At 45.2% G+C, this 11,352-nt stretch carries 12 protein-coding genes; 6 read left to right on the top strand and 6 right to left on the bottom strand.

The features are described from left to right. The first annotated feature begins 22 nt into the window (after positions 1 to 22). Positions 23 to 1,747 (top strand): assimilatory sulfite reductase (NADPH) hemoprotein subunit, encoded by a 1,725-nt coding sequence (gene cysI / locus SporoP37_RS05975; RefSeq protein WP_085430501.1) that lies wholly within the window; start codon positions 23 to 25, stop codon positions 1,745 to 1,747. A 136-nt stretch (positions 1,748 to 1,883) separates the two neighbouring features. Here the strand turns inward: cysI and SporoP37_RS05970 are convergent, their stop codons facing one another. Both SporoP37_RS05970 and SporoP37_RS05965 read right to left on the bottom strand, forming a co-directional pair. Continuing rightward, positions 1,884 to 2,477 (bottom strand): nucleotidyltransferase family protein, encoded by a 594-nt coding sequence (locus tag SporoP37_RS05970; RefSeq protein ID WP_085430500.1) that lies wholly within the window; start codon positions 2,475 to 2,477, stop codon positions 1,884 to 1,886. Next, positions 2,474 to 3,454: an XdhC family protein gene (locus SporoP37_RS05965; protein ID WP_198160054.1), complete on the bottom strand. Its 981-nt coding sequence runs from the start codon at positions 3,452 to 3,454 to the stop codon at positions 2,474 to 2,476. The genes SporoP37_RS05970 and SporoP37_RS05965 overlap by 4 nt, the downstream gene beginning before the upstream one ends. 160 nt (positions 3,455 to 3,614) lie before the next feature. Between SporoP37_RS05965 and SporoP37_RS05960 the strand changes: the two genes are divergently transcribed. The 5 genes from SporoP37_RS05960 (at position 3,615) to SporoP37_RS05940 (ending at position 8,466) form a co-directional block, all read left to right on the top strand. Then, complete coding sequence (locus SporoP37_RS05960) at positions 3,615 to 4,493, top strand: YIEGIA family protein (RefSeq protein ID WP_099662747.1); 879 nt, start codon at positions 3,615 to 3,617, stop codon at positions 4,491 to 4,493. Between the two features lie 66 nt (positions 4,494 to 4,559). Then, positions 4,560 to 4,751, top strand: coding sequence for a capping complex subunit for YIEGIA (locus tag SporoP37_RS05955; RefSeq protein WP_081242792.1), 192 nt, complete (start codon positions 4,560 to 4,562; stop codon positions 4,749 to 4,751). Positions 4,752 to 4,775: 24 nt separating this feature from the next. Next, the gene (locus SporoP37_RS05950) at positions 4,776 to 7,121 is read left to right on the top strand and encodes a xanthine dehydrogenase family protein molybdopterin-binding subunit (protein ID WP_085430498.1); all 2,346 of its coding nucleotides are present in this window, start codon (positions 4,776 to 4,778) and stop codon (positions 7,119 to 7,121) included. Continuing rightward, complete coding sequence (locus SporoP37_RS05945) at positions 7,118 to 7,954, top strand: FAD binding domain-containing protein (protein WP_085430497.1); 837 nt, start codon at positions 7,118 to 7,120, stop codon at positions 7,952 to 7,954. Before SporoP37_RS05950 ends, SporoP37_RS05945 begins: the two co-directional genes overlap by 4 nt. Then, on the top strand, positions 7,951 to 8,466 hold the full coding sequence (locus SporoP37_RS05940; protein ID WP_085430496.1) for a (2Fe-2S)-binding protein: 516 nt from the start codon (positions 7,951 to 7,953) through the stop codon (positions 8,464 to 8,466). The genes SporoP37_RS05945 and SporoP37_RS05940 overlap by 4 nt, the downstream gene beginning before the upstream one ends. A 17-nt stretch (positions 8,467 to 8,483) precedes the next feature. Here SporoP37_RS05940 and SporoP37_RS05935 read toward each other — a convergent pair whose 3' ends face one another. From SporoP37_RS05935 to cobA, 4 genes are all read right to left on the bottom strand, one after another. Beyond that, positions 8,484 to 8,870 carry a hypothetical protein gene (locus tag SporoP37_RS05935; protein ID WP_081242788.1) on the bottom strand — a complete coding sequence of 129 codons (387 nt, stop codon included), beginning with the start codon at positions 8,868 to 8,870 and terminating at the stop codon, positions 8,484 to 8,486. Between the two features lie 317 nt (positions 8,871 to 9,187). Continuing rightward, positions 9,188 to 9,814 carry an NAD(P)-dependent oxidoreductase gene (locus SporoP37_RS05930; RefSeq protein WP_232329817.1) on the bottom strand — a complete coding sequence of 209 codons (627 nt, stop codon included), beginning with the start codon at positions 9,812 to 9,814 and terminating at the stop codon, positions 9,188 to 9,190. Further along, on the bottom strand, positions 9,807 to 10,568 hold the full coding sequence (locus tag SporoP37_RS05925) for a sirohydrochlorin chelatase (protein WP_081242786.1): 762 nt from the start codon (positions 10,566 to 10,568) through the stop codon (positions 9,807 to 9,809). Before SporoP37_RS05925 ends, SporoP37_RS05930 begins: the two co-directional genes overlap by 8 nt. Beyond that, a complete protein-coding gene (cobA, locus tag SporoP37_RS05920; RefSeq protein ID WP_081242785.1) occupies positions 10,565 to 11,341 on the bottom strand; it encodes a uroporphyrinogen-III C-methyltransferase in 777 nt (258 codons plus the stop codon). Before cobA ends, SporoP37_RS05925 begins: the two co-directional genes overlap by 4 nt. Between the last annotated feature and the right edge of the window lie 11 nt (positions 11,342 to 11,352).

Here is an 11,352-nt window from a genome sequence, read left to right as displayed (position 1 = left end):
TAATTCGAGGGGGATTGGTAACATGTCTTCAACAACAAAACCTGTACACATACAGGATGGGCCACCAAGTGATGTAGAAGAAATTAAAATTGAAAGTGATTACCTGCGCGGAAGTCTGATTGAAACAATGAACGACTCCATCAGTGCAGGGATTCCGGGTGATGACAACCGCCTGATGAAATTCCATGGGAGCTATTTGCAGGATGACCGTGATCTGCGGACCGAACGTCAGCGTCAAAAGCTGGAGCCTGCCTATCAGTTCATGATTCGTGTGCGGACACCTGCAGGTTTTGCAACGCCGAAGCAATGGCTGGTGATGGATGAGCTGGCGCATAAATACGGCAATGGCACGTTGAAATTAACGACGCGTCAAGCATTTCAGATGCATGGGATATTAAAGTGGAACATGAAAAAGAATATCCAGGAAATGAATGAGGCATTGCTGGATTCCATCGCTGCCTGCGGTGATGTAAACCGTAACGTAATGTGCAGTCCGAATCCCAATGAGTCTCCAATTCATGCTGAAGTATATGAGTGGGCAAAGCGCCTGAGCCAGGATTTATTGCCGCAGACGACCGCTTATCATGAAATTTGGCTGGATGAAGAAAAAATTGTGGATACGACAGGGGAAGAAGTAGAGCCGGTCTACGGTGCTACGTATCTCCCAAGAAAATTCAAAATAGGCATTGCTGTGCCGCCAATGAATGATGTCGATGTATTCTCTCAAGATGTCGGTTTGATTGCGATTGCAGAAGAGGGTAAGCTGATCGGCTTTAATGTGGCAGTAGGCGGCGGAATGGGAATGACTCACGGCGATGAGCAAACGTATCCGCAACTGGGACGGCTAATAGGTTTTGTTCCTGCCGATCAGGTGGTGGAAGTTGCCAAGCACTTGATGATGATTCAGCGTGATAATGGAAATCGTTCAGTAAGGAAATATGCACGATTCAAGTACACCATCGATTCACGCGGACTGGATTGGCTGAAAGAAGAACTGCACAGCCGTCTTGGCCGGGAGCTGGAAGCATTACGGCCTTACCGCTTCGATCATAATGGCGATCGTTATGGATGGGCAGCAGCAGCAAATGATCGCTGGAACTATACATTCTTTATTGAAAACGGACGTGTACGCGATACAGAGAATTATAAATTAATGACGGCGCTTCGCGAAATTGCCGAAATCCACACAGGTGATTTCCGTCTGAGTCCAAATCAGAATCTTGTGCTCGGTGATGTAGCGGATGCAAATAAAAAGAATATCGAGGAAATTATTGCGAAGTATAATCTTGAATCACCCGTCGAACAATCTGCATTGCGCAGGAGCTCCATGGCGTGTGTGGCATTGCCGACTTGCGGTCTGGCGATGGCGGAAGCAGAGCGATATTTGCCTTCATTGATTACCCAAATCGAAGGTTTGATGGATGAAGCAGGATTAGGTGATGAAGAAATTGTGACTCGTATGACGGGCTGCCCGAATGGCTGTGCACGTCCGGCAATTGCAGAACTTGGCTTTATCGGAAAAGGACCGGGCAAGTATAATATGTATTTAGGCGGCGGCTTTGCCGGCCAGCGACTAAGCAAAATTTATCGCGAAAATATTGGGGAGAAAGAAATTTTGGATGAGCTGGGACCAATATTGAAGCGCTATGCAAAAGAACGGAATGATGGCGAACGCTTTGGGGACTTTGTGATTCGCGCGGGATTTGTAGGAGAAACGACAGACGGAACAAATTTCCATACGGTATGAATTGTTTAGAGCAGTGCGATGAGAATCGCGCTGCTTTTAAATTGGAAAATAAACAGATGAACTATCAGGCGGGCAGATTTTTATACGATTTTTATAACATGTCAGAGCTTTACCGCTAATTCTTTCATTCAATGGTTTACAATGTTTTGTAATCTTCTATCGTATCAACATCAAATACTAGTCTCTTGTCGTTACACGGTAAAAGCTTCCCCTGGTTTAGAAAGTCCCCGTGCAAAATCGAACGTGCTCCTTTATCTCCTCGTACCTTTAATAGGTCAGGATACATAGAGGAAGAAAGTAAAACAGGAGGCGTAATTGACTGGTCAAATGAAGTAGCCACGAATTTGCAGCCGGGGTTGTTTTTCATGCATATGATCATTTCAGAAAGCATGTGAACCGTTATAAAAGGCTGATCCGCCAGCATGACAAGCACTGCATCCGCATGATGATTCTGTGCTTGCTGAATGCCGCATCGCAAGGATTCAGACTGCCCTTCACAAGAAGCGGGACATGTAATAATTGTGCATTTAGCGTGTTGTTTCATATGCGGAGGGATCCATTCTGCATTATCTGTATGTCTTGTGATGACGTAAATTTCATCAAGCGGTGAATCTAATGCAGTTTCCAGCGCCAAGCTCCCGAGAGACCTGGTGCCAACGGGAAGTGCCAATTTGTGTGTTCCCATTCGGCTGCTGCTTCCGGCGGCAAGATAAATGCCTGCGATTTTCATAGTGATTTCCCCCTTCTGACGGCAATTAGTTCCGCCATGATGCTGACGGCGATTTCTTCAGGTCCATCTGCACCGATAGACACTCCTGCCGGTGAATGAACACTACTTGGAAGTTCCCCGTCAAAGATGCGTTCTGTCCTGTTTTTTGACCCTAAAATTCCGAAGTACAGCAATTTCTGTCCGAGTAAATGTCGTCCGATTTCAACATCGATCTGAAAATCATGTGTCATGAGCACGACTGAATCCAACGGACTGAATTTTACATTTGAAATTAATTTTGCGACATCGCCAATTTGAATCGATGCTGCCGTTGGAAAGTGCACTTCATTACAGACACCGCTCCGCCAATCGAGGAGGTGCACTTCATAGCCGGCACTCCCGGAAAGTCGTGCAAGCGGCCTGGCATCCGCGCCGGCCCCGATTATGTAAAGAACAGGCCGCGGCCAAATAAGCTGGAAATACACTATTTCTTCGCCAATAGTGGTCTGTTTGGCTGCTTCCTGAAACGGGGCCATTGTATTTAGGTTAAAAGGGAGTTTTAATTGTATTTTTCCATACTGAGATCCATTTAACGCAGTACACCCATAGCGGCTGAAGTCTGTCAATGACTGGAGGAAATATACAGGTTCTTTAGCCAGTACCTGCACATGTGCAATATGCAGGATCCGCCGGAAATCACTGTCAATATCACGCATTAGGATTGTGATAATACCATTGCATCCTGCACCGCGCCCCCACCCGAGATCATCTTCCGCGCTTAAATCATATCGAACCGTTTCTGCTTTGCCTGTGTTGAATAGTTGGGCCGCCCGGTTATGTAAATCATTTTCCAAACAACCGCCGCTAATCATTCCGATCCGCACGTTATTCTCTTGAAGAAGCATCCATGAACCTTCCTTCCGATAGGAGGATCCTTCCACCTTAACTATCATTGCAAGTACGGTTGGCCGGGTATCATCCAAGACAGTTTGAATCATTTGTTGAATAGACTGCATTTTCACACCTTCCTTCTTTCCATTCACTGTTTCCTTTACGTTACCTTGGTATTCATTTTCTTTAAATTCATCCCCACATTATAGTTTGTCTTGTTTTTGGTTAGAATACGACAGAACTATATTTTAATTGGGGGTGTTACATGTGAGTACGTATTTACTTCCAGTCGTAGTCGGTGTAGTTTTTGGGGTGTTCGCGCGAATGCTTTTGCTGCGTACTGATTTCCGGCAATATCCCACCTACCCGACAGGAAGAATTATTCATCTTTCTTTTGGCTTTATCGCCGCATTCATCGGTGCTGTAGCGACCCCGGCCGTTCTGGAGTCTGACTGGACGGCAGTTACATTTTTAGGACTTGCAGCGACCCAGTTCCGGGAAGTGAGAAAAATGGAAAGAGAGTCGCTGGAGAAAATAGACACCTTTGAACTTGTCAAGCGGGGAGCCCCTTTCGTTGAAGGGATGGCCCAAGCATTTGAAAGCCGAAATTACTTAGTGATGTTCACGGCACTGGTGACTACGTTATGTGCGGTATTTTCATTCTGGGTTGGGATTATTGGCGGAATAGTCATGCTTATTATCGTGAAGTTCAATATGTCAGGTAAGTTTTTGCAGGACGTTGCGGATGTTACAGAAGCCCCCGTCCGTTTTGAAGGACCGACACTTTTTGTTGGCGATATATTAATTAAAAACGTTGGGCTGGAGGATACGAGGAAAATTATTACCGAACAAGCGGTTGGCGCAATAGTCATTCCGAAAAATCAAAACAGCATTGTTACATTATCATTCCTAGGGCAGAGACAGGCGATGTTACATCACGTGGCGACTATTCTTGGGAGTTATCTTGACTCGGGCGAACCTGCTTTAATTCCGCTTACGAAACGGGACATGGCGGACGGACGAATCGCATTGTTTTTCTTGCCGCGGGAAAAGGAATTTCATCAAATTAAGGCGGTCTTGGATAAAGTTCCAATTCTGGACAGTGCCATCCGGATGCCTAAGGAAGCGGATAAAGGAAATTCATAAAACGGAAAAATATGCGGCTTAAAGCGAAGGCATGTTTGAAGTCAGGATAATTGGGAGTTGAGTGAATTGGAGAATCAGCAAGCGACAATAGCTGCAGTCATCACGGTGAAACCCGAAACAATCAAAGGCGGCGGCGCCCCTGTTTTTGTGGTGACGGATCAAACGGAATTACAAAAAACGAGTATGACACTTGAAAAAATTATGGACGCTTCAGCTCATGAGATCGACGCAAACACAATAATTATCGTTGTGCGTTAACTGTTGCAAAGGAGAGAGATCAGTATGGCGAATAAAATATGGACGTCTGTTGGAAAGCCTGAACAGCGGATCGACGCAATTGAGAAATCGGCTGGAAAAGTCAGATACGTAGGGGATTATTCGGCTCCCGGCCTTATGCACGCGAAACTTGTGAAAAGCACACAAGCTCACGCCAAGATTATTTCTATAGATACAGCGGAAGCATGGAAAATGCCCGGAGTGCGTGCGATTGTTACAGGTGAAATGTTTCCGTACCATATTGGACCGATTTTAGCAGACCGGCCGCCGCTGGCATTTGAAAAAGTCCGCTATTACGGCGAACCTGTAGCAATTGTCGTGGCAGACCATGAACATCAGGCAAAACAGGCGACCGAGAAAGTGAAGGTTGCATATGATCCTTTGCCTATTGTGAACTCTGTTCAACAAGCATTTCTAAAAGATGCCCCGCTTGTACATGAAAATGCCGAACAATACACAAAAATAATAAGTGACGTCTATCCGAAAGCAGCTACAAATATTGGAAGCCATATTAAAATCCGTAAAGGAGATTTTGACGAGGCGTGGGCGAAAAGTGAGGAAACGATAACAAAGACTTATTCGTTTAATCTTTCGGATCACGCTGCAATGGAGACAAGAAGCACAAGGGTTGAAATTAATCCGGCGGGTAAAGTCATCGTCCATACTTGCAGTCAGTCGCCATTTACCATCAAAAAAGTGCTGAATCAATTTTTCAATGTTGATGTAGGGAATATCCTCGTGCATATCCCGATGGTTGGGGGTGCATTTGGCGGGAAGGGCACAGTTCAGCTGGAACCGCTGGCCTATTTAGCATCAAAGGCAGTCGGCGGAAAGTTAGTAAAGTTGGAATTTGACCGGGAAGAAGATATGACAACGGCGCCTTGCCGTATTGGCTTTGATGCAACCGTACAGCTTGGCGTGACAAAAGAAGGAAAATTACTTGCAGGGAAATATACGTACCTAATCGATTCAGGGGCCTATTCAGATCAAGCCGCAGGAATCACGCGGGCGGCGGCGCTCGATTGTACAGGGCCGTATAACATACCAAATGTATGGTGTGATTCGTATTGCATGTATACGAATCATCCTTTTGCCACTTCATTCAGGGGATATGGACATCCGGAACTGACTTTTGCAGTAGAGCGGACAATGGATCAGCTGGCTGAGAAATTGAATATGGACCCGCTTCAGTTTGGTATGATAAATGGCATAAAACCAGGAGATACAACGCCGACACAAACGGTATTAACGGCAAATAATATAGGGGATTTGGAAAAATGTATGAACCGTGCAAAAGAGCTGATTCAATGGGATGAAAGCCGAAAAGTTGAAAGTGGTAAAGATTTAGTGCGCACGAAAGGAATCAGCGCCTTTTGGAAGACGTCTACAACAGCAACAAATGCACAGGCGGGCGCTATAATCATTTTTGAAGCAGACGGCAGTGTGAATTTAAATTGTGCTGCTATAGAGCTGGGACAGGGAACAAAAACGATTCTTGGCCAAATTCTTGCGGAAAAGCTAAAAATGGATATGGATAAAATTCACGTCACAATGGAAGTGAATACACAATATGATCCGCATCAATGGAGAACAGTCGCGAGCAGTTCAACTTTTCTGGCAGGACGCGCTGTTGTGTATGCCGCCGATCATGCAATTGCCCAGCTGAAAAAAACAGCTGCAGTTGTGCTTCAATGTGCTCCAGATGATTTAGATGTAGGCGGCGGGAGAGTTTACTTAAAACCCGATCCAACGCTGGGTGTGGATATTAAGGATATTTCTTTAGGGTATACGTATCCGAGCGGACATTCCATTGAAGGTCAAATTGTAGGAATCGGAAAACATATACAGCGGCATTTAACACCGATGGATCAGCAAACGGGTTTTGGAAAGCCCGGGCCCTGGTGGTCGGTTGGTGTACAGGCTGTGGAAATTGAATTGAACACAAAAGATCTCACCTATTCTATTGTAAAAGGTGTCACGGTTCTCGACGGGGGAACCATCATTAACCCGATGACGGCGGCACAACAAATGCGCGGCGGCATGTATATGGGCTTAAGTTACGCGACGAGTGAAAAGTTTGTGTTTGATGACAACGGTGTTGTTCAAAATTCGGATTTCCGAAATTATCCGATGCTGCGTTACGGGGAGCAGCCGGCTGAATATCACATTGATTTTATCGAAACTCCTGCAATAGATGGTCCTTTCGGCGCCCGCGGTATCGGGGAATACGGTGTTATTGGAGCACCTGCATGTTTGGCAAATAGCCTTTCTGCTGCAGCAGGAGTGCAATTAAACGAATTGCCGCTCACACCCGAATCCATTTGGCACACTAAGAAGGAGGGGACAAAATGATTTCATTTGATTTCCAGTATTTTAAACCATCCTCCGTTGCAGACACGGTGAAGACATATAACGAAGTGCATAAGCAAGGTCAGCAGGCTGTAATAATTTCTGGCGGCACTGAATTCATAACCTTTGCGCGTGTGAATAAGATCCATGCGGATGCAGTAATTGACAGTAAAGGGATTCCGGAATGTAATGTGTTGGAGAAACGGGACGATGAGTTGGTCATTGGAGCGGCAGTTTCATTAAATAAAATTACAGATTCAAAGCTGTTTCCGCTCCTTGGTGCAACCGTCAGACAAATCGCGGATCATACCTCGCGAAATAAAATTACAATCGGCGGAAATATAAACAGCGAATTGATATACAAGGAAAGTGTTTTGCCACTTTTGCTTACGGATGCGAAAGTGAAAATAACGAAGGGAAATAGTGAGGAGATCGTTTCGCTGACATCTGTATTTGACAGGAAAATGAATCTTACTTCAGGGGAGTTACTTCTTCAAGTCATTATTGACGCATCGTATACTAGCTTGCCGTATGTAAGTCTTAAAAGAACAAAATTTTCAAAAGTTGGCTATCCGGTCGTTTCAGCGGCTGCGATTGTTAAGGACGGCCAGCTGCGTGTTGCATTTAGCGGTGTGTGTGATTATCCTTTTAGATCCGATGAAATGGAAAACGTATTAAATGATTCGTCACTCCCGGTGTCAAAAAGAATTGAAACGGCGATGGCGCATCTTCCATCCGATATCGTGGATGACCTTCAAGGTTCTGGAGAGTACAGGGCGTTTGTGCTGAAAAATGTGTTGCTGGATGTCATGGAAGAAATGGAGATGGGAGAATGAACATACAAAATGCAGCGTCTAAGTCTTTTATACATTTACATGTAAACGGGGAAACAAAGGAAGCGGTTGTTCGGAATGCGGATACACTTCTATATACGTTAAGGGAAAAGCTTGGATTAACTGGTGCCAAACGATCATGTGAAAATGGGGATTGCGGTGCGTGTACGGTGCTCGTGAACGGAGAACCAACCCATTCCTGTCTGTCATTGGCTGTCGAGGCAGTCGATTTGCCGATCACGACAATTGAAGGACTTTTACATTCGCCAGTTCAACAGGCATTTGTTAATAAGTGGGCGATTCAATGCGGATTTTGTACACCTGGTTTTATCGTGAATTGTCATGCATTAGTACACAATCATCCTGATGCTGATGAGGAAGCTGCAGAAGAGTGGCTGCAATCAAATATTTGCAGGTGTACGGGATATCAGGAGATAAAAGAAGCAGTGAATTCATTGATGGAATCAACTAATCATTTCACAAATAAAAAACATCCGGGACTTTCATCAACATGAAAGTCCCGGATGTTTTTTTATCCTTTTTTAAAACTTTGATTTCCGCTGTTTAGGGACTGGATGAGCTGAAGTGTCTGCGCCGCCTGCTCAATCTGCTGCTGCACCTGTTCTATTTGCTGCTGTTCAGCAGTCGTGGACTGTGTGATCGAGATTCCCTGCATATAATTTAACTGCTGAACCGCTTGCTGCAGCTGTTGCTGTGCTTGCTGCAAGGTTGCCAGATCAGACATAGACGACATTTGCTGAAGCGATTGTACAGCTTGCTGCATGGACTGTAAAGCCATTTTCTTTTTGGTGTCAAATTGCTGTTCCGCCTGCGATTGATTTTCTTTCAGCTGCTGTTGCTGCTGTTTCATTTGCTGTTCTTTATAGCTGTTCCCTTTTTGCCCGTCCTGCATTTTCATATTCATGACTCCTAACTAAAGTTATTTACTTATAGTCTGCCCACATAAAAGTTATTTATAATGAATAATCTGGCGAACAATTGTAACTGTCCGATTAAATTACGCATATTCCAACGTAAATTGTCTGATGGCTTACTTGAAATTAACAAATTTCTAACTGAAATTGCTATTTATAACGTGCGAAAAGAAGGGAATACTGTGTTGCAGCGGCGGCTGAATAAACAATAAAATAGCCGCCTGTGCGATGAGGTTAGATCGGCACAGACGGCTGGTTTGAATGGGCAGACTGTAAAACTTTGCATTTTCATATTCCATGCTTACGAATTTATGAGCTGTTCGGCAGGGAAAATTCGTTGGAGATCATTCAAGAATGTTTGGCGCTCTTCGGCGTTATGGAGATAAATTGGTTCAATTACTTCTTTCAGCCAGCTTCTGCGCTCAGCCCGATCAGCCACATTCCGTTTTACATACTGCCGTACATCTGACAAAAAGTCCAGGTAGTCCTCGTAGCGTTCATCATACGTCTCAGCAATTTCTGTGCGGATTTTTTTAGCCAGAGAAGGGCTTGCACCACTCGTAGAGACGCTGATGATCAGTTTGCCGCGTGTCGTGACCGCGGGAATTTGGGCAGTTCCAAGGGCTGGATTGGACGCGTGGACTACCAGTTTTCCGGCATCTTTTAATAGTTTTGCCAGATGATCATTTACTGTTTCACTATCCGTGACAAGCAGCGTGAGGAAAGCATCTTTTACATCTTCCCATTCTGCTTTTTTATGTTTTAAAGTAACCATCCCTTGTTGCGCTAATTTAGTAAATGAGGGGTGAAATACAGGGCTTACGACGGTTGGATGAATGCCGAAGCGGTGCAGATTAAGCACTTTATGGTACGCGACGTGACCGCCGCCGACCAGCACGATTGTTGACTGGTCCATATTCTCAAGCATGATGGGGAACATACAGTCCACGCTTCCTTTCTGCCGCTTCACTGGCCCTTTCATTCAAAATCGTATGAATGGCCGGATGATAACCCAATGCGGGGCACAGATGAATGGCGGTTGATGTTTCGATAGTCTTTAGTGTCCGTTCGATTGATTTCATTAAAATACCGGTAAACAATAAGTATGGCAAGATGTAAAGATTCTTCGGCTGCTGTTTTAACAGGCGCTCAAGCTCTTCTGCGAAGAATGGGCCGCACGCTGCCAAGTATCCTACACTGACATTTTGCAGGCCGGTTTTTTCTTGAAAGCTTCTTTTAATAGCCGTGAAGTCCTCTTTTGTTGCAGGATCACTGCTGCCTCTTCCAATCAACAGGATAGCGGCGCCGTCAGGAATTACGTCTGCTGTTTCATATAATCTCTCAATCAGTACATCGACCATTCGTTCATCCACACCAATCGGGTCGCCGTAATAGATAGGCACTTCCGGATAATGTGTCATGACTTCGTGAAGCTCTGCGGGAATATCGGCAATTGCATGGCCCGCACGCAACAGCAAAAAGGGGATCGCAACGATTTCAGTTGCACCGCGTTCGATGCAGCGGGCGATGCCTTCTGCGATGGAAGGTTCAGCCAATTCAAGAAAACATGCTTCCTGAATAGGGGCAGCTGCTGTTTCCATCGTTTTCTCAATGAATGCCAAAGCAGCCTGCTGTCCTTTCTTTACGCGGCTGCCGTGGCAAATATATAGAATGGCTCTCATACCATTGCCTCGTGTAATCGGCGTTCTTTAGCGGACTCTTCAAACCATTGTAATTCATCACGCAGCCGGACCACTTCTCCAATCACAATCATACTGGGGTTTTTGACTTCTTCAAGTCGGGCAGTTTCTGTCATAGTAGACAGCGTAGCAGTTACTGTATGCTGTGTATCTGTTGTCCCCCAGTGAATGAAAGCTACAGGAGTGTCAGGATTTTTACCGTGATCAATCAATTGTTTCTGGATATATGGGAGATTACTGACACCCATATAGATAGCAAGGGTATCGATGCCTTTTGCAAGTGCCTGCCATTTCTCCGCTTCATCCGCACCTTCTTTACGATGACCTGTGACGATTGCAAATGATGCGCTATAGTCACGATGTGTGACAGGAATACCTGCATAGGCAGGAGCGGCAATTCCGGACGTAATGCCCGGAATCACTTCGAATGGGATGTGATGCTCCACTGCAAACGCTGCTTCTTCACCGCCGCGGCCGAAAATGAAAGGGTCGCCGCCTTTCAGACGTACGACTTGCTTACCTTGCTTCGCATGTTTAACCAATAAGAAATTAATCATATCCTGCTGGACGAAATGATGTTTTGGAAGCTTCCCTACAAAAATCAACTCCGCGTCCGACTTTGCATAGTGCAAAATCTCTTGATTGATCAGTCTGTCGTAAAGAATAACATCCGCTTGCTGTATTGTTTTCACCGCTTTGACGGTCAATAAATCGGGATCTCCCGGACCCGCTCCGACTAGCCAAATTTTTCCCATTCCAATCACTC

Origin of the sequence: Sporosarcina sp. P37 (assembly GCF_002109365.1) — a bacterium.
In the GTDB taxonomy this organism is placed as follows: Bacteria; Bacillota; Bacilli; order Bacillales_A; family Planococcaceae; genus Sporosarcina.
Note: the sequence above shows the minus strand (reverse complement) of the source record. Positions and strands in the feature narration are given on the sequence as shown.

Coding starts and splice junctions, on each gene's coding strand:
- cysI (WP_085430501.1), top strand. CDS start 23: ATGTCTTCAACAACAAAACCTGTACACATACAGGATGGGCCACCAAGT.
- SporoP37_RS05930 (WP_232329817.1), bottom strand. CDS start 9,814: ATGCTTGAGAATATGGACCAGTCAACAATCGTGCTGGTCGGCGGCGGT.
- SporoP37_RS05925 (WP_081242786.1), bottom strand. CDS start 10,568: ATGAGAGCCATTCTATATATTTGCCACGGCAGCCGCGTAAAGAAAGGA.
- SporoP37_RS05935 (WP_081242788.1), bottom strand. CDS start 8,870: ATGAAAATGCAGGACGGGCAAAAAGGGAACAGCTATAAAGAACAGCAA.
- SporoP37_RS05945 (WP_085430497.1), top strand. CDS start 7,118: ATGATTTCATTTGATTTCCAGTATTTTAAACCATCCTCCGTTGCAGAC.
- SporoP37_RS05950 (WP_085430498.1), top strand. CDS start 4,776: ATGGCGAATAAAATATGGACGTCTGTTGGAAAGCCTGAACAGCGGATC.
- SporoP37_RS05970 (WP_085430500.1), bottom strand. CDS start 2,477: ATGAAAATCGCAGGCATTTATCTTGCCGCCGGAAGCAGCAGCCGAATG.
- SporoP37_RS05965 (WP_198160054.1), bottom strand. CDS start 3,454: ATGATTCAAACTGTCTTGGATGATACCCGGCCAACCGTACTTGCAATG.
- SporoP37_RS05940 (WP_085430496.1), top strand. CDS start 7,951: ATGAACATACAAAATGCAGCGTCTAAGTCTTTTATACATTTACATGTA.
- cobA (WP_081242785.1), bottom strand. CDS start 11,341: ATGGGAAAAATTTGGCTAGTCGGAGCGGGTCCGGGAGATCCCGATTTA.